Below are 20,340 nucleotides of genomic sequence, written 5' to 3'. Positions count from 1 at the left end.
ATATCCTGTTTCTGCAGATAAAGAGTAGATGCAGTATTTGTAATAGCAGTTCTAGCAGTAGCAGCACAGAATAAAAATCAAGCTACGGTGACAATGAATTGAATTTTGAACTAGCGATCGCAGCGGTCGTTTCGTCAGAGTTGATTCAGCACGTGATACCGCTGATGTTCACGCTTTATTAGAAATACAGAGACAAGCATCTTGATGATCACAGATCTCAATCAGCAACTTCCTGATGACCTTCCACGTGTGAAAGAGTTTTTTCTCGCGCGTCAGCCCATATTGAATAGCGACCAGACTCTGGTTGCTTACGAACTTCTATTCCGACGTGCTTCAACCGGTCCAGCCAATGTGATCGATGATCTGGCTGCGACCGCATCTGTGATCGCGCACGCTTCCGAATTAGGTATCTCGAATGTGATCGGCGCTTCGCTCGGATTCTTTAACGTAGACGCAGCAGTGTTGATGTGCGACTTCGTGAATTTTTTACCCTGCGACAAGGTCGTGCTTGAAATTCTTGAGACAGTAGAAGTCACGCCTGAGCTGGTAGCGCGTGTGGCGGAACTGGCGGCGCAGGGATTTACCTTTGCGCTGGATGATGTCATTTCGCATTCGGAATCTCTGCAAAAATTACTGCCGCTGGTGAAAATCATCAAGATCGACATCACCGGCATGAGCAAAGATGAAATGGCCAAGCTGGTCAGTCATTTTGGCAAGGCAGGAAAATTATTACTGGCAGAAAAAGTCGAGACGATAGAACAATTTACCGATTGTATGGACTTGGGTTTTCATTATTTCCAGGGCTATTATTTCGCGCGGCCGGTTATTCTTTCCGGCAAAAAACTCGCTCCATCGCAGTTGGCAATCATGCAGTTATTAAGCTTGATTGTGGCTGATGCAGAGACAGCTGAAATTGAAGCTGCAATCAAGAAAGATGCGTCGCTGGTGTTGACCTTGCTGCGTCTGACCAATACGCCGGGTATGGGCATTACGCAACGCATCGATTCGCTGGGCCAGGCTTTGACGGTGCTAGGTCGTCGTCAATTGCAACGCTGGCTGCAGATTATTCTCTACGCAGAACATCACAAAGGTAGTCATTTCGCATCGCCACTTTTGCAACTGGCAACCACGCGTGGCAAGCTGCTTGAACTGATTACAGAAACGCTCAAGCCTGGCGAACGTGCGATGGCAGATACCGCCTTCACCGTTGGTATCATGTCCTTGATGGACACTCTGTTCGGTCAATCGATGAAAGACATTCTGGCGCAGGTCGCGGTGGTCGATGATGTCAGCGATGCCTTGCTCTACCGTCGCGGCTTCTACGGTGACTTGCTCAAGCTTGCTGAATACATAGAACGCATAGAAAAAACCGGCACCTTGCTGATGCCGACCTTGAAGAAGCTGGACCTTTCCATCGAAGATCTGTACGCCTTGCAACTCACGGCATTCGATTGGAGCAACAACGTGTCGCGCGTCAAATAAGGTCAGGCAGACTGCTACGACCATGACGCTTTGGTAAAAGTAATCGGTGCTAATGGATTACGTTTTCTACTTCAGTATTTTCTTTCCCATATAAATTCCAAATTAATGTTCCACGCGTTGATTGACGCGTGCGATGTTTGTTGCAAACGTCATCCGTACATGACGTTAAAATAGGTCATGATGAATCAAGCAACTACTCCTGATAGCGACGATGATGAAGACGGTGGCGCGCCTCCGATTCCTGTAGGCGCGAAAAATTACATGACGCCGCAGGGACACCTGCGCATGAAAAATGAATTGCTGAAGTTGATAGACGTCGATAGACCAGAAGTGGTGCAGATCGTGTCATGGGCCGCATCGAATGGCGATCGATCCGAAAACGGCGATTACATTTATGGCAAGCGGCGCTTGCGTCAGATTGATGGACGCATTCGGTTCTTAACCAAACGTCTTGATTTGGCAGAAATCGTCGATCCAACTGTGCATTACGGTAGCGATCAGATTTTTTTCGGTGCAACTGTGCGTTACGAAACGCAGTCTGGTGAAGAACATACAGTCACTATATTGGGTATCGATGAACTCGATCCCTTGAACGGCAAGATTAGTTGGATTTCGCCAGTTGCACGCGCTCTGACGAAGGCACGCGAAGGCGATTCCGTTACGTTGAAAACGCCAGGCGGGATTGAAGAATTGGTGATTCTGGAAGTGAGTTATCCTGCGCCTGCGAATACAGGCGCTGAGGACTGAGGCTAAAGTTAAGCGCTAACCTTTGTTGCGCAACAAGCGTGTCACGCCTGGCAAAGCACGCAGATTGCGCATCAGACGCGCCAAGTGCACGCGATCTTCAACTTGTACCGTGAAGTGTAGCGACGTAATCATGTGATCTTTATCTTCATCCATACCGACATGCGTGATGTTGGAATCGGACTCGCTGATTTCAGCAGCGACACGTGCCAAAATGCCTTTTTCGTTGCGCGCCAATAGCGTGATGTTGCAGTCGAAACGACGATCTATCTCTTCGCCCCACATCACATCTATCCAGCGGTCAGGCTCTTTCGAACGCTGTCTTCTTGCGACTTCGCAATCGTTGGTATGTATCACCAAGCCTTGATCGCGTTTCATCTGTCCAATAATTGCGTCACCTGGAATCGGTTGGCAACACGAGGCCAACTGTACTGAAATACCTTCGCTGCCATAGATAACGACCGGGTCGATTTTCTTCGGCATGATTTCACCGTTGGCATCGATCAGCGGAGTTTCCAGCGGTTGATCATTTTCCATCATGCCAAGGATGTGACGCGCCACCAGTGCCGCCATGCGCTTGCCGACGCCGATATCAGCGTACAAATCGTCCAGAGATTTCGCGCTGGATTCATTCAGCAAACGTTCGGTGATGGGAGTAGGTAATTCTGTATTCAGGTTCAGCGTGCTGAGTGCTTGCGACAGCAACTTGCGACCAAGTTCTATGGATTCGACCAGATTGATCGTGCGCAGATGATGTCGGATTGCCGAGCGCGCCTTGCCGGTACGCACGAAACTCAACCAGTTCGGACTTGGACGCGAACTCGGTGAGGTGATGATTTCCACGATGTCGCCGTTACGCAATTCCGTACGTAAAGGTACTTGTTCCAGATTGATTTTGACGGCAATCGTTTGATCGCCGACATCAGTGTGAATCGTGTAAGCAAAATCGAGTGCGGTCGCACCGCGCGGCAGGGCGATGATTTTTGATTTAGGTGTGAAGACGTAAACTGAATCCGGGAACAGATCGACTTTGACGTGTTCAAGGAATTCAGCTGAATCGCCGGTTTGCTTTTGAATATCCAGCAGCGATTGCAGCCATGCGTGTGTACGCTGTTGCAGGTCGTTCAGGCTGCCTTCATCGTCTTTATATAACCAATGTGCAGCGACGCCGGACTCTGCCACGCGGTGCATATCTTGGGTGCGGATCTGGAACTCAACCGGCGTGCCGTAAGGGCCGATCAATGTCGTATGCAGAGACTGGTAGCCATTCAATTTTGGAATCGCGATGTAATCCTTGAACTTGCCTGGCATCGGCTTGAACAGCGCGTGCAATGTACCGAGCGCGACATAACAATTCGCAAAGCTGTCGACCACCACGCGGAAGCCGTAGACGTCCAGTACTTGCGAGAAGGTCAGGCGTTTGTTGAGCATCTTGGTATAGATGCCGTACAAGGTTTTTTCGCGGCCGTAGACTTGCGCTGGAATGCCGGTGGCATCAAGCGTGTTATTCACCGACTCTAGAATTTTACTGACGACTTCGCGGCGATTACCGCGTGCTGCCTTGACTGCTTTGCCTAGCGTTTTATAACGCATCGGATACAGATGCGAAAAAGCCAGATCTTGCAGTTCACGATAAATATTATTCAGGCCGAGGCGATGCGCAATCGGCACATAGACTTCCATCGTTTCGCGTGCGATGCGGCGTTTCTTGATGGCAGACATCGAGCCCAGCGTACGCATATTGTGCAGGCGATCGGCCAGCTTGATGAGGATGACGCGGACATCGCGTGCCATAGCCAGCAGCATCTTGCGGAAGTTTTCCGCTTGCGCCTCAATCTGGCTTTGGAATTCAAGTTTCTCTAGCTTGGACAAGCCGTCAACAATATTCGCGACCGGCGCGCCGAAGCGTTCGATCAACTCATCTTTGCGTACGTCCTGATCTTCCATCACGTCATGCAGCAGCGCTGCCATGATCGCTTGGGCATCCAGCTTCCAGTCGGCGCAAATTTCGGCGACAGCGATAGGATGCGAGATATATGGCTCACCCGACATGCGCATTTGACCAAGATGCGCTTCATCCGAAAAGCGATAGGCTTCCTTGATCTTCTTCAGTTCAGAAGGAGTCAGGTATTCAGCGAGTTTGTTGGTCAGTTGCGTAACAGACGCCACGCCGGGAACCGGGGCTGGTGCAGCAGCAGGGGGTTTGTTCGTTGTAACTTTGGAGGCCGAGCGGTCGGGAACCGCTCGGTTATTTGGAGCGACGGATAGAGTTGAATCTGCAGGTATCAAGCTCATTCTGATTAGTTATCAGCCGCATGGCGGTAATTAATTGCTTGGGACTTTTTTCAACATTTCGATACCGATATGGCCAGCAGCGATTTCACGCAGGGCGATAACAGTTGGCTTGTCTTTTGCGTCAACTTTAGGCGTGTGGCCTTGCAGCAATTGACGTGCGCGATAAGTCGCGGACAAAGTCAGTTGAAAACGGTTTGGAATTTGTTTGAGGCAATCTTCAATAGTAATGCGGGCCATACGTGCTCCTAAAAATGCGATATCAGCTTAAATTGGCATGAATGCCCAATTGGGCGAACAGGGATGCGTTCCGAGTTGACTGTTGTGCGAAGCGACAACGAGTGGCTTTCACAATCGCACTCAACTCAGCTAAAGCGACTGTAAACTCTTGATTGATAATAACATATTCGAACTCTGAAGCGTGCGCGATTTCGCCGCCCGCAGCGAGAATGCGGCGTGTAATCACGTCGTGATCGTCTTGGCCACGTTTTTTCAAACGTTCTTCCAGCGCGGCAATCGATGGCGGCAGGATGAAAATCCCGACTGCATGCGGGAATTGCTTCTTCACTTGCTGCGCGCCTTGCCAGTCGATTTCCAGCAAAACATCAACGCCGGCCGCCATTTGCTCCGCAATTTGTATGCGTGAGGTGCCGTAATAGTTGCCAAATACTTCAGCCGATTCAAGGAATTCGCCCGCCTGGCGACGCTCAAGAAAGTCAGGGACAGTTGCGAAGAAATATTCGCGACCGTGTTCTTCACCCGGACGCGGTGGGCGCGTCGTGTATGAAATCGATAACTTGATCGATGGTTCTTGTTGCAGCAGCGCGTTGACCAGGCTCGATTTTCCTGCGCCGGATGGGGCGACGACTAAAAACAGGCTGCCGGAAGAAGTGGCTTGATCAGACATTGTTATCCCTGAGCTAACGATGAAAATGGTTTGAATGGCGATATCGGTAACGATTTGATATCGCGGTCATGCTTTGGTGTCGCTTATATAAGCTCGTTACAGGCAGCGAGATTGTAGCGCCGCCTGTCGAGATTTGCAGCCAACTTGTTCCAGATTTTTATTCCAGATTTTGTACTTGTTCACGCATTTGTTCGATCAGCAATTTCATCGCCATCGATGCGTCGGACAATTCCTTGACTGCGGCTTTGGAGCCGACTGTGTTGGCTTCGCGATTCAGTTCTTGCATCATGAAGTCCAGGCGTTTGCCGACTTGGCCGCCTTTTTTCAGAATGGCACGGGTTTCGTTCAAATGTGCAGACAAGCGTGTCAGTTCTTCTGCGACATCGACGCGGATGCCGTACAAGGTGACTTCTTGGCGAATTCTGTCTAGCGCTTCTTCGCGGGTGATGGTTGGTTGCGTATTGGAGTCACCAGTTTTGGTCGCGAGTCCTAACGCTTCTTGCATGCGCTCGGTGGCTTTTTGCTGAAATTGTGCGACGACTTGCGGGATCAGTGGCGTGATGCGCTGGACGATTTCTTCCATGTCACTGACGCGTGTAAGCAACATTGTTTGAAGCGCATTACCTTCGCGGGCGCGGCTTTCGACAAACGCTTCCATCGTGGTTTTCATTGCCGCGGCGACTTCGGCTGGCAAGTTGTCCTGGCCCATTTCGGCTTCTTCAATCACGCCTGGCCAACGTAGTAATTCGCCAACGGATAAAGGTGCCGCATCGGTAAATTGACGACGCAGATCTGCTTGCAAGTTTGACAGCGCGGTGAGTGTCGTTACATTCAGCGCCTGCGTGGCGCCAGCCGCGACCTTGCGGCCAAAGCTCAGACGGCATTCAACCTTGCCGCGTGTGACGCGGGCCATGATCGCTTCGCGTAGTGCAGGCTCAAGAGCGCGCAAGTCATCGTTGATGCGAAATTGCAAATCGAGAAAACGCGAATTGACGCTTTTGACTTCGATCGTCAATGTGCCGTTGGTGGTCTCATGGGTGTTGACCGCGTAACCGGTCATGCTGCAAATGGTCAAAATCAGTTCCTCGTTTTTCTTTACAAAGCGGCGATTTATCCACACAATCCACAACGAACCTCGCTACCGGATGACGGTCGCGTAGGGTAGAGGAAGACTAGAGGCAGACAATATTGCCATTCCAATTTTTGCCGCGTTTATCAACCGGTACGATCGAGATTACTTAGGAAGACATGGCTGCGCAAAACAATGCTCCGTTGCCGGATGGACTGGAAATCGCTGGATATCGCATTGTAAAGAAGATTGCGTCCGGTGGGTTCAGTATTGTCTATCTGGCCTATGACGAAGATGGCAATGCCGTCGCTATCAAGGAATATCTGCCTAGCTCGCTGGCATTGCGTCAGCCGGGCGAACTGGTGCCGGCAATTTCACCGGAAAATCTGCCTGTGTTCCGTATCGGCTTGAAATGCTTCTTTGAAGAAGGCAGGGCGCTTGCGCGTATCGCGCATCCGAATGTCGTCAGCGTGACCAATTTTTTCCGCGCCAATGAAACCGTCTACATGGTCATGGGTTACGAATCCGGTCGTTCACTGCAGGATCACATTTTGCGTCGCCGTGATAAAGGTGAAAAGCCGTTGGTGTCCGAACGCTTTATCCGCAAGATGTTCAGTCATGTGATGAACGGTTTGCGCGAAGTGCATACCAACAAATTGCTGCATCTGGATTTGAAGCCGGCGAATATTTATTTGCGCGTTGATGGCACGCCCATCCTTTTGGATTTCGGCGCAGCACGCCAAACCTTGAAGGCGGATATGCCGAAGTTGTACCCTATGTACACACCGGGTTTTGCGCCGCCAGAACTGTATTTAAAGAATGGCAATCTCGGTCCGTGGACAGATATTTATAGCATCGGTGCATCGATGTTTGCCTGCATGGTTGGCGCGCCGCCGCAACCTGCAGATCAGCGTAAACTGAATGACAAAATGGACGGCCATTTCAATAAACTGGAAGGCGTGTATTCATCTGATTTGATCAAGGTCATACGCTGGAGTTTGATGATCGATCCGCTTGAGCGTCCGCAAAGCGTGTTCGCTTTGCAGAAAGCTTTACGCGAGCCTGTTATCGAAAATCAGGGCAATGTGAAATTGCAGCAGGTCACACGCAAGTTGAAGAGTATTTTTGGCGGCTTGAACAAGAAGGCGCTGAACGTCAACACGACCATACAAGAACACACGCGTTAATTTTTTAGTCGTACGCTTTGAGCTGTCATCTTGATTAACCGCGATAACTTTTAACCCAATCACGCTATGCGATTCTCTGTCTATCAAGAAAGCCACATCGGCGGTCGCAAGAACAACCAGGACCGCATGGGCTACAGCTTCACGCGCGATGCCTTGTTGTTACTGGTAGCGGACGGCATGGGCGGCCACATCATGGGCGAAATGGCGGCACAGATCGCGATGCAAACTATCGCTTCGCTGTTCCAGGAAAATGCCACGCCGTATGTGAAGAAACCCGAACGTTTTCTGGAAGATGCTTTCTTCGCTGCGCATCGCGAGATTCATCGCTATCGTGCCATCAACAATTTGCCGGAAACACCACGAACAACGATCGTGGCCTGCCTCATTCAGCATAACAATGCGATGTGGGCGCACTGCGGCGATTCGCGTTTGTACTGGATGCGCGGTGGTCAGATTCTGGCGCGTACACGTGATCATTCACGTATTGAAACCTTGATTGCGCAAGGCAAGGTCGATGCATCCGAACGCGATACGCATCCTGATCGCAACAAGCTGTTCAACTGCCTGGGCGCGCCGAATATGCCTATCGTTGAAATCTCGCGTCGCGCCAGTTTGCAAGCAGGCGACGTTATGTTGTTGTGCTCGGATGGTTTGTGGTCGGTTTTGCCGGATCATGAACTTGCTCAACGCCTGCACAGCAATACGATCGTGCGTGCCGTCCCAGAATTGCTGACAACCGCCACTGGCATCGCCGGCAAAACCGGCGATAATGTCACCGCGTTGGCGATGATGTGGGAAAGCAGCGAAGACCTGCAAGGCAACAGCACCATCACCACGCATACCTTACCGGTCGGCAGCGTGACCACCACGATCCAGGCGCCTCGGCACCTCGATCTGGAAAACGCGGACACTTACAACGATTCGGATATCGAAAAAGCGATTGAAGAAATCCGCAACGCCATCGATAAATCATCTCGAATCACTTCTAGGAATTAATGTCTCATGTCGTATGAAAATCGTCCCAGCGGACGCGCCGCTGATGCACTGCGCGCCATCAAACTCACCCGCAATTACACCAAGCATGCCGAAGGTTCGGTACTGATCGAATGCGGTGACACCAAAGTCATTTGCACCGCGAGTATTGAAGATCGCGTGCCTGGCTTTTTGAAAGGTAAAGGTCAAGGCTGGTTAACAGCGGAATACGGCATGTTGCCGCGTTCAACACACACCCGCATGGACCGCGAAGCCGCACGCGGCAAGCAATCCGGCCGTACGCAAGAAATTCAACGCCTTATCGGCCGTTCGCTGCGCGCAGCGTTCGACTTGCAGGCATTTGGCGAACGCACTCTGCATCTGGATTGCGACGTGATTCAAGCCGACGGCGGCACACGTACTGCCGCGATTACCGGCACCATGGTTGCGGCCTATGACGCATTTAGCAAACTGGTTGCGCAAAACGTGATTCCAGCAATTCCACTCAAGCACTTCGTCGCGGCGATTTCGGTCGGCGTGTACAAAGGTCAGCCTGTGCTGGATCTGGATTACCTTGAAGATTCCGATTGCGATACGGATATGAACATCGTCATGACCGATGCCGGTCACTTCATCGAAGTGCAGGGCACGGCTGAAGGCGCAGCGTTTGATCGCGCGACTATGGACCGTTTGCTCGATCTGGCGCAAGACGGTATTCGCAATTTGATCGTGATGCAAAAACAGGCTTTGGCGATTGCTGCGTAAAATAGCGGCTGGGCAAATGCTTTAGATCGCTTTTCAGGTCTTTATCAGCATTCTTGCCCAAGTCGTCGCCTTGCAGAATTTGCATTATTTGCACAAGCCCGGCTGCGGTTGAAGCCGGGCTTTTTGTATCTTTTTTATCGTTTTTTTTATATTTTTAATTCTTGAATTGTTCAGATTGTCATGACGCGTACTCTTATCCTCGCCTCCAATAACGCCGGTAAATTGAAAGAGTTCAGCGCGCTGCTCGCGCCTATCAATTTCGATTTGCATACGCAATCCGAATTCAATGTGCCGGAAGCGGAAGAGCCGCACGTCACCTTCGTTGAGAATGCAATTGCCAAGGCGCGCCACGCTGCACGATTGACTGGAAAGCCGGCGTTGGCAGATGACTCCGGCGTTTGCGTTAACGCATTGGGTGGCGCGCCCGGCGTGTATTCCGCACGTTATGCAGGCGAGCCAAAATCCGATCAGAGCAACAATGAAAAATTGATTGCCGATCTTGCCGCGCATGAAGATAAATCCGCTTACTACTATTGCGTGCTGGTGTTCGTGCGTCACGCTGATGATCCGCAACCTGTGATTGCCGATGGTCGCTGGAATGGTGAAATGATAGCTACCCCGCGCGGGCAGGGCGGCTTTGGCTACGATCCATATTTCTGGATTCCAGAATTGCAAAAAACTGCAGCCGAATTAAGCTCAGAAGAAAAAAATCGTCTGTCACATCGCGGTCAAGCATTGCGCGCGCTAATTGAGAAGTTGCGATGATCCCGATCAAACCGATCGGTAATGACGCTGCTTTCAATCTCGATAATTCACAACCTGCACGCGCCGCTACCGCCTATCTTCAACCAGGTGCGCTTAATTTAACGGCGCTGCCGCCGTTGTCCTTGTATGTGCATTTTCCGTGGTGCGTGAAGAAGTGTCCTTACTGCGATTTCAATTCGCATGAAGCGACCGGTGGTTTTCCCGAAGACGAATATTTGTCTGCGGTGCGAGCCGATCTTGAGCAAGCATTGCCGCTGATCTGGGGCCGCAAGATTTATACGATTTTCATCGGCGGTGGCACACCGAGTTTGATGTCGGCAAAAGGGCTGGATCGCCTGTTGTCGGATATCCGCACCCTGCTACCTTTGGATGGCGCTGTCGAGATTACGATGGAAGCCAATCCCGGGACGTTTGAGGCAGAGAAGTTCAAGTCGTATCGCAACAGTGGCATCAATCGTTTATCGATAGGGATACAAAGTTTTAACGCCAGACATTTGAAAGCCTTGGGACGTATTCATGACGGCGATGAAGCACGTCGCGCGGTCGATATCGCGATGGCGAATTTCGATAACTTCAATCTCGACCTGATGTACGCATTACCATCGCAAACATTGGAAGAAGCGCGGCAAGATGTGCAGACCGCAATCGCATTCGCGCCGCCGCATCTATCGCTGTATCACCTGACGATGGAACCGAATACCGTCTTCGCCAAATATCCGCCAGTGGTGCCGGATGACGACGCCAGCGCCGACATGCAAGACATGATCGCGGAAGAAACCACTGCCGCCGGTTATCAGCACTACGAAGTTTCCGCCTATGCGCAGCCGAAGCGGCAGGCACGTCACAACATCAACTATTGGGAATTCGGTGATTACCTCGGCATAGGTGCCGGCGCGCACACAAAATTATCTTTCCCGCATCGCGTGATTCGGCAGGCGCGCTACAAACAGCCGAAGTCGTACATGGAGCAAATGCGGCTCGGCAATCCGGTACAGGAAGAAACCGAAATTACGCGCTCAGAATTAGGCTTCGAGTTCATGCTCAACGCCATGCGTTTGACCAACGGCGTGGAAGTGAATCTCTTCGCCGAACGCACCGGCATGCCGCTAAACGCAATCGAACGCGCCTTGAACGACGCAGAAGCCAAAGGCTTGCTGTATCGCGACTACAAGACCATCAAGCCGACCGAGCTGGGTCAGCGCTTCTTGAATGATCTGCAACAAATGTTTTTAACTGATTAGTTATAAATTATCGGCCGGTAGTCGGCATTCCAGAGAGATTTAGGTATAATGCGACCTCTTGGAAGTTGATGGACAAGATCACCGATAGCTTGCACGCCCTGCGCAACAAGGTTTGAATCGGACCGATTTAGTTCATCTGTCGTTATCCAAAAGGAAGTGTGGCCGAGTGGTTGAAGGCACCAGTCTTGAAAACTGGCGACGGTTTATCCCGTTCGTGAGTTCGAATCTCACCGCTTCCGCCAGAACATCAAAGCGGATTTCAAACGAAATCTGTTTCATTATTTCCCTATTACGTGGCTTTAACTTTTCCTGAAACACGGGAATTTTTGGCTTTGTTTAAATGCTCACATCCATGTCGGTAGACAAAAAAATACCCGCCTCATGGACGGGTTAAGGGAAGGACGTGCCCGGATCAAGGGCACTAAATGCATTAGAGCAAGATTTTCTTTTAATTTCTATCCCATAAACTTGGGATAAACGTAAAAATACCCGCACTAGGCGGGTATTTTTTTGACTCCTGCAACTACTTTAGCTTGATACCGGTGGAGTTCCTGGCAGGTTCGGTGTACTCAGCGGCGTGCCGCTTATCGCCGGCGCCGTGCTCAACATCATTGTGTTGGGTTTGGATATCGGCATATCCGCAGTGCGCAGTCGCTTGAGCAATTCAAACAGCAAGGTACTGCGCACGCCGTATGCGAGTCGCGGCGAGGAGGCGAAGCCAGTGGCGTTGAACATCAGGTAGCCATTGTCTATGCCGTCCAATTGCACGTTGGGTTCTGGCGTGGCGAGAATGTCTTTGTTGTCGATAAAAGTTTGCAGTATCAACGCACGTGCTTGTTCCGCATCGATATCCAAGGGCAGTGGCAGTTTGATTTGCACCAGACCTAGCGGACTGGCGTGCGTCACATTGCGGACAGTCTTGGTGATGAACTCGGAGTTTGGCACGATGACTGTGGAGCGGTCGCCCATTTGGATTTCCGTCGCGCGCACATTAATGCGGCGTATATCACCTTCGACTCCGCCCAGCGAGACCCAATCGCCGACTTTGACCGGACGCTCTGCAAGCAAGATCAAGCCAGACACAAAGTTCTGCACGACTGCTTGCAGGCCGAAGCCGATACCGACTGACAGCGCGCTCGCAACCCATGCGATGCGTTCCAATCCGATGCCTAGTGCGGAAAGCGCCAGAGCCACGGCAATGACGCCGCCGGCATAACCAAATAAGGTCGCGGCAGAAACCTGCATGCCGCTATCGAGTTTAGTGGTTGGCAGGTAGCGCGTTTCCAGCCAGTGCTTGAGTAATCGCAGGCCGAAAAAGCTGAAGGCCATCACCATCATGGCTTGAATGACTGAGCCTGGCCGTATCAGGATTTCACCGATGGCGAGGCCGTCGTCGAGCTGACCTATGCGATGTATGAGTTCTGCCGGACCCTCTCCAAACGGTGCGAGTAGTAGCATGATTGCCAGCAAGACGACGATGACGCGGCCCGCGCCGGATAGCAGCACTGCGGCTTGGTCACGCGCCTGTGGTGTGGCAAGCACCGGATTTTTTTGGTTGGGGTCAGGATCAGTCGATGACAACAACATGCAGACATCGTCCACCAACACCGCGAACAAATACGTGCCGCTGACGATCACCAGTATCCAGCTAACCTGCTTGGCGACAAAGCTGCCGAAGGCGACATAGCCGACCAGCAAGCTGATAACGCTGGTTGCCAGCGCCAACCACAGCAGGATTGCCGCGACCCGCAACCAGATCGGCGTGGGCACGGCATGTTCCGGATCTTCAAGTTTGACTTTTTTCCATACTCGACTGGCGCGTCGCAGTCCGAATGCAATGGTCGCACCTAGAAGCAATGCAACGATGCAGTTGATAGCGACTGCAGTCGACAGGCCTGTATTGATGACAGCGGACAGACTCTCAGCGATCCACACCAGCACCATGATGCTGGCAAAAGCAGCGGGGAAATGCCGCATGCGATGCGCCACACGATCATGCAAAGGCAACAGGCGCCATGATGGCCGACCCGGGGAAAGCAAGGCATAACCAAGACCAGCAACAAAGCCACCGAAACAGATTGCACCGATGCTATTGCCGAGGAAGGCTGAAGTTTTTTCGGACAACACGCTATTCCAGCGCAGGCCCAGCTTGAGTAGTTCAGCAATCAAAAACGGCGTAGCGACAGCAAGCAAAGTGAGTGTCAACGCATGCACGGAACGACGCAGGCGGCCGTGCGGTACGCGAGTGGACGTCAGCTTCATCAGATAGCGTCCGGCCCAAATACGTAATAGCAGAAAGGTCAGCATGCCGGCCAGCAAAGCCGCCCATACCATGGTCGGGGTACTACTTGCGGCGCTACCAATTTCAATCATCAGCGCGCGCAGGCGCTGTGCATTTTGCGGAAATTCGGCTTGCAATTGCAGCCAGAAGGGCGCGGCCAGAATTGATGCACTACGTTCGCCTAAACGCGCCTGCAATTGCGCGCGACGCACTGTAGTTACTTGTTCGGAAAGCTGGTCGGCTTCAACTATCAGCAGACGCGCTAGTTTGACTTGCGCATCGAGTGCGCTGTTGTCGCGGTCCAGTTGCGAACGCTGCCCGATCACATCAGCAGCTTCTTTAGTGCCTTTAGCCGGCATGCCCAATTCCGCCAACCGTGCCTGCACACTAGTCAATTGTGGTGTCAGTTCCTTCGCAATATTGTCTGCCTCGGTACTCGCTGCCAGCACGTCGGATTTCATCTGTGACAGCTTGGCATCATCCAGTTCTGCCTTGCCTTCTATGCTTTCTTGTATCTGCGTGATCTGCTTGCGCAAACTATCAAGCCTCTGATCTACCGCAATCGCTTTGTCATCTTGAGCTTGAGAAAGTCCGACAGAAAACAGCAATGAAAAGGAAACCAGCAGCGCTGCAATGACACGATCGAAGTCCACGCGTTTGACGGCAGTCGACACAGCGGTGTAGCGAGATTGGAAGCGAAAGTCGGTGAACAGTGAATACATGCAAGCCAATCTAAACAGTGAAATGCAATTTATTAAATAAGGTATAGCGGCTTATAAAGGCAGTAGGGCAGCAGCAAGCACCATCAGCATGCCGATCAGCGAGATCAACCAGATCAGGGTCCGGAGCACTGGAACGCCGACCGCATATAAAGGCACATATACGATGCGCGCCAGAAAATAAATCCAGGCGCCATACAAAGACAAGGTACTTTCGCGGCCAGCGATTGCAACGATCAATACCGCGCCCATGAAGAGCGGCAGCGTCTCATACAGATTTTTCTGTGCGCGTTGCATGCGGCCCGTGAGCTTGCCTACCGGAGGACCTTCATCATCACGCGGACCGGTATTGTAAGCGCCACCGGTTTCGTGCGTGCGGAGGATTGATGCCAGCATGATTTGTACTATGGCCAAGACCAGGGTGCCAGCAAGTAAATACAATTCAGTTGTCATGATCGCTCCGTGAGGGAATTAGATAAATGATTCGACCTGATGCAGGGTCAGAACGTTCTTTGTCGCAGGCTGTATGTATTGCTTAGGCGTGCATTGATAAATGGTAATTTATCCTTGTATCTCAATAGTTGCAGCAAAGATTGAATACTATTTAAATGACTTGCTCTGTTAGGTAACACACCCAAATGCGAGAACTTCATTTTGATCTTTCAGTCGTACAGTTGTGCGCAAAAAAGCGTTCAACCATACAGGAGATCAAAATGATTAAATCCGTAAAAGTCGCTACTCTCGTTTCTGCAATGTTGTTTTCTGCTGGTGTGATGGCGCAGTCAAACAGTGAAGTCGTTACCAAGCCTGCTCCTAGTTCTGAGTCAAAAGCACCTGCTGGTGCTTCGTCGAAATCACGTGCTGAAGTAAAGGGCGAAGCTAAAACTGGTTCTACAGAAGTACTGAAGCCAGGGCAAAATGAAGAGTCACGTGCTTCTGCTACTGATGCGAACTCTGGAAAAACTCGTTCAGATGTAAAGCATGAATCTAAAACCATGCATAAAAAAGGCACAACACCAGATGGCGCAAGCGAATCTGATAGTGCGTATCAAAAAACTCCTGCTCCCAACACCAAGAGCGCTCCAGCTAAAGATAAATACTAATCTTAGATAGCTACAGACTCAGATATTTGAGTCAATTCTAGTCAAGAGCCCACTCGATTGAGTGGGCTCTTTTTTATTGAAATGATTTCTCTCTTTTAACTGTTGCCAATTGATTTGAGAAATGCCGCATCGTTTATTTCTACTCCACCTAACCGCACTTATTTTTTGGAATAAGTTATCCACGGATTATGTGGATAGTCCTGTGGATAACCGTTGCGCTAGTGTCGTATGTCGTTGAACTTAAAGAGATTTCTTTTCCTGCAAAATTTAGCTGCGTAGGAATGCGCTGGCGAGCCTACTTGCGCTCCTACGTTCGAATGCCCGTTTGTCTGATTGGTGTAATTCCAGCTGTCACTTAGTATCAAACACATGACTATTCATCAACAAAAGGAGAATTTCATGGCTAAGCAAGACAACACATCGTTTGATAAGACAAATAAATCTGTCGATAAAAAAGATAATTCGGGCAAGCAATCAGGTGCTAATGAAAATGCAGCGCTGCCGAAGAAAAATCTGGATACAGAATCTGAATTTGCGGTGAATGAATTACGTGAAGAGAAGCGCGATTCTCAATAACAATAAATTCTTCCATAAGTCCGCAATAAATTTTTCAGTAAATTTTTTGATAAATTAATTGATGGCAAAAAAGAAAGGCAAAGCGAATTCGCTTTGCCCTTCTTTTTTATTTACTGAATTAAAAAAAATTACAGATAACTCATAAGTATTATCGCGAGTTACCGGTTTATTCGTAGATTAAAACTGTTCCCAATCGCCGCCTACCGGTTGTGTAGCAAGACGAGGAAGAGGTTCTGGAATAAGGCGTCCTGAAGGTTTTAGAGCAGAGCGTGTTGCAGCAACCTTGTTCTGTTTTTTCGCATCAGTGGCGACAGTCGCGGTTGTGGAAGACGACATGCCATCTATCTTGAACACATCGACTGTGCGCTCCAGTTTGCTTGCTTGCTCTTTCAATGACGCAGCAGCGGCAGCAGCTTGTTCTACCAACGCAGCATTTTGTTGCGTGGTTTGATCTATCTGCACAATCGCTTCATTTACCTGTTCGATGCCGCTGCTTTGTTCGCCGCTGGCAGCACTAATTTCGCTGACGATATCAGTGACGCGTTTGACGCTGGCGACGACCTCGGTCATCGTTTCGCCCGCTTGTGCGACCAGCTTGCTACCGACATCGACTCGACCAACGGAGTCATCGATGAGCAACTTGATTTCTTTTGCGGCTGAAGCAGAACGCTGCGCCAGATTACGCACTTCGGTTGCGACTACTGCAAAGCCGCGACCTTGTTCGCCGGCACGTGCAGATTCGACTGCTGCATTCAATGCCAGGATATTGGTTTGAAATGCGATACCGTCAATCACACCTATAATGTCGACGATTTTTCTGGCGGATTCGTTGATACCGTTCATCGTGTCGACAACTTTACTGACGACTTCGCCGCCTTTCATCGCGACTTCTGATGCTGTCAATGACAGGCTGTTGGCTTGTTTTGCATTCTCGGCATTTTGCCTGACGGTGGAGGTGATTTCTTCCATCGACGATGCGGTTTCTTCAAGGGCGCTGGCTTGTTCTTCCGTTCGACTCGATAGATCCATATTGCCGCTGGCGATTTCGTTGGATGCAATCGTTATGGTGGCGGAGCCGCTGCGTACTTCGCTAACGATGCCGATCAGACTTTGATTCATGTCTTTAAGCGCTTGCAGAAGTTGGCCCGTTTCATCCTTGCCGACAACATCGATTTTACTGGTCAGGTCGCCGGCAGCTACGGTTTGTGCAACTGTTACCGCCTGGTTTAAAGGCCGCGTAATCGCGCGCGTGATAAAGAAGCCGAGGGCAATGCTCAGTAAAAGAGCAATGGCGGTAATGGTGAGAATGATCGTCACAGATTGTGTGGAAGTCTGATTGGCTTCGGCACTTTTTTGCTCGACGGTATTTTGTACCGACTTGACGACGACGGCCATGTCGTCAACGATCTGGCGGCGTAGTGGGCTGCATTCTGTGACGAGGAATTTGCCGAATTCTTCCATCTTTCCTGAGTCACGATATTGGCGTGGTCGAATCAATTCTTGGGCCATCGCGCGCAATCCCTTGCTGACTTTATCGAACTCTGCGTTGCCTTTGAATAAAGGTTCCATCTTGTTCAATGCATCGACATAGATCGCTTTTTGCTGATCAAGTATATCCAGCTCTTTTTTTGCATCGGCATCGCTGGTAAAGACGTAGGCATTGCGCGCTGCCAGGCCGGTTTGTCCGAGTGCTTCGCGGGCGGTATAAAGTCGCTCCAGCTGTTCGGTGCGTATGGAATTCTGTTCGACAATCACGTCATCGATCTGGGTAATTCTGATCAGCGAAAAAACAGCAATCACTAAGGTGAGTAAAACGGTGATGCCGAAGCCCAGTCCTAACTTGCTGCCTACTTTCATGTTTGCGAACATTCGAATCCCCTTATTTTTGAAATAAATTCTTTAATGGGCTAACCGAATTCCGTTTGCCGTGGACTCTTGTATGAAAGAAACATGCGAGAGACACATAGGACGCTATCACTTTAGAGTCAAAAAAAATCTCCCATGAATATGGGAGATTTCCAATTCTTACTGTCATCGAACTTTTCTCTATTGTCATAATCGTAACTAGCATCAAGGTGAATGAGCGAGGTTGCAATGACGAGACGTGAAACAGTTAACGGAGCATTTAATCAAGCACTGGAACAAGCAGTTGAACAAGCGCAACATGCCGCGCCTGAAGAAGCAATGAACGAGGCACTTTTGCATCAGCAGGAAAACGGTCGATGGGAATGGATGAAGCTGAAAGATAGTTATTTCTTCGGACCTAACGAAGCGTCCATTTGCACGTTTGAAACCAAAGATGACGCTTCAAATGACAGGAGCCAGTATCTGGCGGCTCCCATCGATGCATACGGACGACGCGTGCGCGACAAGGCGACTATCGTTAATTTGCTGTGCCTGGCGGCAGAATGTGAAGTTGATTGCGATGGCTCTGCAATAAATGTCGTCTGGCACCCACGCGATGCCAACGGCAATAATTGGAGTGTGCAGACCGATGAATGCATCACGGCGATTGCGGATTTGATTGCGTTATTACAGGCGACTTACAGTATTCCGGATGAAGGCGCAGCGCAGTAAAGCGGAGTAATCTAAAACTTGTTCAGCCCAGCTTTACGATCTAAAACAAAGGGAGGCATCATGAGTCATACCGATCTCGAACAGCATCACGGTTATACCGTCCATGGCACCAGCGAAAAGCTGGATACCGGTAAATGGAGTGGCAGTTTTCATATTGCACAGCATGGCGTACCGACCATCAGCATTGCCGCTATCGATACCTTGTTCGATTCCTCTGAAGAGGCTGCAGCCTATGCGTTGCGACAAGGTCGCTTGTATATCGATAGAGAGCTGGTTTGAACAGGCTTTGTATTTAAGTCGCTAATATCTCTGCGGACTCAAGAACAGCTCACCCGCGTCTGAATACTTGATTTTCCGTAAATGGAGTATATTATGTCCATAAACGGAGAATATTATGAGCGCAGCTTACGCTTACCCAAAAAGTCGATTTGAGCCAGCCGGACTGGTTGACCTCAACGCCAAGTCAGAACGCGAACGTCTTTCCAGCTCTGCGCTGAAGGGCTTCTTTCGCCTTGCCGATGCGTGGAAGGTACGCGATGAAGATGCGCGCGAATTATTGGGCGGGCTATCCAGCAGTACTTTCTACGAATGGAAAAAGAATCCTGAGCGCGTGCTTGAGGTGGATCGCATCACGCGTATTTCCTATCTGATCGGTATCTACAAGGCTTTGCATATTCTGTACGGCGACAAGCTGGCCGACGAATGGATCAGCCTTGCCAACAAGAACAGTATCTTTTCAGGTCAAACACCATTGGCCTTCATGCAGGCAGGTGGCTTGCTCGCGATGCAAACTGTGCGCAAATTGCTGGATGCACGCCGCGGTGGTCTGTAATGGCGGCGTTACCCGTAATTCAGCTTCGCCAATTTGATACTTGTCGATTAATTCCATCACGTTTCGTTGATAAAGAAGATTCGGTGCTGATGCCGCTTTCTGAAAACGCAGATCACCTTGCCGACATTTTTGAACTAGACAATGCAACCAACCAGCGACTGATCGCCGAGCATGGACGCGCGAGTGGAATTGGTGTGGATGAGCTTGTATTCGGTGTTCCGAATTTCCGCATGATTAATGCCGCTTACACGTATGCGCGGCCGGAAGGCAGTCGTTTCAATAACGATGAACGTGGCGCCTGGTATTGCGCCTTCGATATTGAAACTGCATTAGACGAAATCATCTTCCACAAAACGGTCGAGTATTACGAGATCGATCGCTTCGACGATAGCGTTCGTTATCAAAATCTATTCGCCGATTTCAATAGTGAATTTCATGATTTACGTAATGCCAAAGGCCATGCAAAATCTCTGGCTCCGGATAGTTACATCGCATCACAAAAACTGGCTGCACAATTGCTGGATGAGGGCTCGCTGGGCATTATCTATCCCAGCGTAAGGCATGTAGGCGGCACTAATCTGGCGTGCTTTCGGCCAGCACTGGTCGGTAACGTACGACGCGGCTCGGTATATGAACTCACATGGACGGGAACGCCGCATCCTGTCGTGAAGCCATTACGTCGCTGAAGATGCACTGCTCACGGTGTAAACATTGTGAGATTTTGCTGACGTATCCTTCCTCTTTTCTCTGACTGCCATTCTCATCTTTTTTGCGTAGCATGATTAGCATCTGGCATAGCGACCATATAAAAGAGTCGCGGCCATTAAC

20 protein-coding genes and 1 tRNA gene are annotated in these 20,340 nt (G+C 50.3%); 14 read left to right on the top strand and 7 right to left on the bottom strand.

Annotated elements, in window-relative coordinates; all coding sequences use genetic code 11:
- The first annotated feature begins 204 nt into the window (after positions 1 to 204).
- Together Q7T66_RS12240 and greB are read left to right on the top strand one after the other, a co-directional pair.
- Positions 205 to 1,482, top strand: coding sequence for an EAL and HDOD domain-containing protein (locus Q7T66_RS12240; RefSeq protein WP_304933592.1), 1,278 nt, complete (start codon positions 205 to 207; stop codon positions 1,480 to 1,482).
- Between the two features lie 180 nt (positions 1,483 to 1,662).
- Positions 1,663 to 2,229 carry a transcription elongation factor GreB gene (gene greB / locus Q7T66_RS12235; protein ID WP_304933591.1) on the top strand — a complete coding sequence of 189 codons (567 nt, stop codon included), beginning with the start codon at positions 1,663 to 1,665 and terminating at the stop codon, positions 2,227 to 2,229.
- A 15-nt stretch (positions 2,230 to 2,244) separates the two neighbouring features.
- Here the strand turns inward: greB and Q7T66_RS12230 are convergent, their stop codons facing one another.
- From Q7T66_RS12230 to Q7T66_RS12215, 4 genes are all read right to left on the bottom strand, one after another.
- Positions 2,245 to 4,521 (bottom strand): bifunctional (p)ppGpp synthetase/guanosine-3',5'-bis(diphosphate) 3'-pyrophosphohydrolase, encoded by a 2,277-nt coding sequence (locus tag Q7T66_RS12230; RefSeq protein WP_304933590.1) that lies wholly within the window; start codon positions 4,519 to 4,521, stop codon positions 2,245 to 2,247.
- Between the two features lie 30 nt (positions 4,522 to 4,551).
- Positions 4,552 to 4,758 carry a DNA-directed RNA polymerase subunit omega gene (gene rpoZ / locus Q7T66_RS12225; protein WP_304933589.1) on the bottom strand — a complete coding sequence of 69 codons (207 nt, stop codon included), beginning with the start codon at positions 4,756 to 4,758 and terminating at the stop codon, positions 4,552 to 4,554.
- Positions 4,759 to 4,780: 22 nt separating this feature from the next.
- Positions 4,781 to 5,425: a guanylate kinase gene (gene gmk, locus Q7T66_RS12220; protein WP_304933588.1), complete on the bottom strand. Its 645-nt coding sequence runs from the start codon at positions 5,423 to 5,425 to the stop codon at positions 4,781 to 4,783.
- A gap of 157 nt (positions 5,426 to 5,582) precedes the next feature.
- Positions 5,583 to 6,485, bottom strand: a complete 903-nt coding sequence (locus Q7T66_RS12215; RefSeq protein ID WP_304933769.1) for a YicC/YloC family endoribonuclease — start codon at positions 6,483 to 6,485, stop codon at positions 5,583 to 5,585.
- 188 nt (positions 6,486 to 6,673) lie between these two features.
- Between Q7T66_RS12215 and Q7T66_RS12210 the strand changes: the two genes are divergently transcribed.
- The 6 genes from Q7T66_RS12210 to Q7T66_RS12185 all read left to right on the top strand — a co-directional run bounded on the left by Q7T66_RS12210 (position 6,674) and on the right by Q7T66_RS12185 (position 11,666).
- Entirely contained in the window at positions 6,674 to 7,681 is a 1,008-nt protein-coding gene (locus tag Q7T66_RS12210; protein WP_304933587.1) for a serine/threonine-protein kinase, read from the top strand.
- Positions 7,682 to 7,747: 66 nt separating this feature from the next.
- Positions 7,748 to 8,677 (top strand): PP2C family serine/threonine-protein phosphatase, encoded by a 930-nt coding sequence (locus Q7T66_RS12205; protein WP_304933586.1) that lies wholly within the window; start codon positions 7,748 to 7,750, stop codon positions 8,675 to 8,677.
- A gap of 6 nt (positions 8,678 to 8,683) precedes the next feature.
- Positions 8,684 to 9,418: a ribonuclease PH gene (gene rph, locus Q7T66_RS12200; protein ID WP_304933585.1), complete on the top strand. Its 735-nt coding sequence runs from the start codon at positions 8,684 to 8,686 to the stop codon at positions 9,416 to 9,418.
- 180 nt (positions 9,419 to 9,598) lie between these two features.
- Positions 9,599 to 10,183 carry an RdgB/HAM1 family non-canonical purine NTP pyrophosphatase gene (gene rdgB, locus Q7T66_RS12195; RefSeq protein ID WP_304933584.1) on the top strand — a complete coding sequence of 195 codons (585 nt, stop codon included), beginning with the start codon at positions 9,599 to 9,601 and terminating at the stop codon, positions 10,181 to 10,183.
- Complete coding sequence (hemW, locus tag Q7T66_RS12190; protein ID WP_304933583.1) at positions 10,180 to 11,424, top strand: radical SAM family heme chaperone HemW; 1,245 nt, start codon at positions 10,180 to 10,182, stop codon at positions 11,422 to 11,424. Before rdgB ends, hemW begins: the two co-directional genes overlap by 4 nt.
- 152 nt (positions 11,425 to 11,576) lie before the next feature.
- Positions 11,577 to 11,666, top strand: a tRNA-Ser gene (locus tag Q7T66_RS12185).
- Positions 11,667 to 11,952: 286 nt separating this feature from the next.
- On the opposite strand, the gene Q7T66_RS12180 is transcribed toward Q7T66_RS12185, so the two are convergent.
- Both Q7T66_RS12180 and Q7T66_RS12175 read right to left on the bottom strand, forming a co-directional pair.
- The gene (locus Q7T66_RS12180; RefSeq protein ID WP_304933582.1) at positions 11,953 to 14,427 is read right to left on the bottom strand and encodes a DUF3772 domain-containing protein; all 2,475 of its coding nucleotides are present in this window, start codon (positions 14,425 to 14,427) and stop codon (positions 11,953 to 11,955) included.
- 51 nt (positions 14,428 to 14,478) lie between these two features.
- The gene (locus Q7T66_RS12175) at positions 14,479 to 14,877 is read right to left on the bottom strand and encodes an MAPEG family protein (protein WP_304933581.1); all 399 of its coding nucleotides are present in this window, start codon (positions 14,875 to 14,877) and stop codon (positions 14,479 to 14,481) included.
- Positions 14,878 to 15,137: 260 nt separating this feature from the next.
- Here Q7T66_RS12175 and Q7T66_RS12170 point away from each other — a divergent pair, with 260 nt between their 5' ends.
- Together Q7T66_RS12170 and Q7T66_RS12165 are read left to right on the top strand one after the other, a co-directional pair.
- Entirely contained in the window at positions 15,138 to 15,527 is a 390-nt protein-coding gene (locus Q7T66_RS12170; protein ID WP_304933580.1) for a hypothetical protein, read from the top strand.
- A 399-nt stretch (positions 15,528 to 15,926) separates the two neighbouring features.
- Positions 15,927 to 16,103, top strand: a complete 177-nt coding sequence (locus Q7T66_RS12165; protein ID WP_304933579.1) for a hypothetical protein — start codon at positions 15,927 to 15,929, stop codon at positions 16,101 to 16,103.
- Between the two features lie 177 nt (positions 16,104 to 16,280).
- On the opposite strand, the gene Q7T66_RS12160 is transcribed toward Q7T66_RS12165, so the two are convergent.
- Complete coding sequence (locus tag Q7T66_RS12160) at positions 16,281 to 17,972, bottom strand: methyl-accepting chemotaxis protein (protein WP_304933578.1); 1,692 nt, start codon at positions 17,970 to 17,972, stop codon at positions 16,281 to 16,283.
- Positions 17,973 to 18,197: 225 nt separating this feature from the next.
- On the opposite strand from Q7T66_RS12160, the gene Q7T66_RS12155 reads away from it, so the two are divergent.
- The 4 genes from Q7T66_RS12155 to Q7T66_RS12140 all read left to right on the top strand — a co-directional run bounded on the left by Q7T66_RS12155 (position 18,198) and on the right by Q7T66_RS12140 (position 20,198).
- Complete coding sequence (locus Q7T66_RS12155) at positions 18,198 to 18,680, top strand: hypothetical protein (protein WP_304933577.1); 483 nt, start codon at positions 18,198 to 18,200, stop codon at positions 18,678 to 18,680.
- A gap of 60 nt (positions 18,681 to 18,740) precedes the next feature.
- A complete protein-coding gene (locus tag Q7T66_RS12150; protein ID WP_304933576.1) occupies positions 18,741 to 18,959 on the top strand; it encodes a hypothetical protein in 219 nt (72 codons plus the stop codon).
- Positions 18,960 to 19,074: 115 nt separating this feature from the next.
- Positions 19,075 to 19,512, top strand: a complete 438-nt coding sequence (locus Q7T66_RS12145) for an antitoxin Xre-like helix-turn-helix domain-containing protein (protein ID WP_304933575.1) — start codon at positions 19,075 to 19,077, stop codon at positions 19,510 to 19,512.
- Complete coding sequence (locus Q7T66_RS12140; RefSeq protein ID WP_304933574.1) at positions 19,512 to 20,198, top strand: RES family NAD+ phosphorylase; 687 nt, start codon at positions 19,512 to 19,514, stop codon at positions 20,196 to 20,198. The genes Q7T66_RS12145 and Q7T66_RS12140 overlap by 1 nt, the downstream gene beginning before the upstream one ends.
- The last annotated feature ends 142 nt before the right edge of the window (positions 20,199 to 20,340 follow it).

The sequence above is a fragment of the Herminiimonas sp. genome (genome assembly GCF_030655415.1).
This window is presented reverse-complemented; position numbering and strand designations above follow the sequence as displayed.

What these genes read in the sequence shown, in the direction of transcription:
- Q7T66_RS12160 (WP_304933578.1), bottom strand. Translation starts at nt 17,972, where the DNA reads ATGTTCGCAAACATGAAAGTAGGCAGCAAGTTAGGACTGGGCTTCGGC.
- hemW (WP_304933583.1), top strand. Translation starts at nt 10,180, where the DNA reads ATGATCCCGATCAAACCGATCGGTAATGACGCTGCTTTCAATCTCGAT.
- greB (WP_304933591.1), top strand. Translation starts at nt 1,663, where the DNA reads ATGAATCAAGCAACTACTCCTGATAGCGACGATGATGAAGACGGTGGC.
- rpoZ (WP_304933589.1), bottom strand. Translation starts at nt 4,758, where the DNA reads ATGGCCCGCATTACTATTGAAGATTGCCTCAAACAAATTCCAAACCGT.
- Q7T66_RS12180 (WP_304933582.1), bottom strand. Translation starts at nt 14,427, where the DNA reads ATGTATTCACTGTTCACCGACTTTCGCTTCCAATCTCGCTACACCGCT.
- Q7T66_RS12215 (WP_304933769.1), bottom strand. Translation starts at nt 6,485, where the DNA reads ATGACCGGTTACGCGGTCAACACCCATGAGACCACCAACGGCACATTG.
- gmk (WP_304933588.1), bottom strand. Translation starts at nt 5,425, where the DNA reads ATGTCTGATCAAGCCACTTCTTCCGGCAGCCTGTTTTTAGTCGTCGCC.
- Q7T66_RS12145 (WP_304933575.1), top strand. Translation starts at nt 19,075, where the DNA reads ATGAGCGCAGCTTACGCTTACCCAAAAAGTCGATTTGAGCCAGCCGGA.
- rdgB (WP_304933584.1), top strand. Translation starts at nt 9,599, where the DNA reads ATGACGCGTACTCTTATCCTCGCCTCCAATAACGCCGGTAAATTGAAA.
- Q7T66_RS12140 (WP_304933574.1), top strand. Translation starts at nt 19,512, where the DNA reads ATGGCGGCGTTACCCGTAATTCAGCTTCGCCAATTTGATACTTGTCGA.
- Q7T66_RS12170 (WP_304933580.1), top strand. Translation starts at nt 15,138, where the DNA reads ATGATTAAATCCGTAAAAGTCGCTACTCTCGTTTCTGCAATGTTGTTT.
- Q7T66_RS12205 (WP_304933586.1), top strand. Translation starts at nt 7,748, where the DNA reads ATGCGATTCTCTGTCTATCAAGAAAGCCACATCGGCGGTCGCAAGAAC.
- Q7T66_RS12175 (WP_304933581.1), bottom strand. Translation starts at nt 14,877, where the DNA reads ATGACAACTGAATTGTATTTACTTGCTGGCACCCTGGTCTTGGCCATA.
- Q7T66_RS12155 (WP_304933577.1), top strand. Translation starts at nt 18,198, where the DNA reads ATGACGAGACGTGAAACAGTTAACGGAGCATTTAATCAAGCACTGGAA.
- Q7T66_RS12165 (WP_304933579.1), top strand. Translation starts at nt 15,927, where the DNA reads ATGGCTAAGCAAGACAACACATCGTTTGATAAGACAAATAAATCTGTC.
- Q7T66_RS12210 (WP_304933587.1), top strand. Translation starts at nt 6,674, where the DNA reads ATGGCTGCGCAAAACAATGCTCCGTTGCCGGATGGACTGGAAATCGCT.
- Q7T66_RS12230 (WP_304933590.1), bottom strand. Translation starts at nt 4,521, where the DNA reads ATGAGCTTGATACCTGCAGATTCAACTCTATCCGTCGCTCCAAATAAC.
- rph (WP_304933585.1), top strand. Translation starts at nt 8,684, where the DNA reads ATGTCGTATGAAAATCGTCCCAGCGGACGCGCCGCTGATGCACTGCGC.
- Q7T66_RS12240 (WP_304933592.1), top strand. Translation starts at nt 205, where the DNA reads ATGATCACAGATCTCAATCAGCAACTTCCTGATGACCTTCCACGTGTG.
- Q7T66_RS12150 (WP_304933576.1), top strand. Translation starts at nt 18,741, where the DNA reads ATGAGTCATACCGATCTCGAACAGCATCACGGTTATACCGTCCATGGC.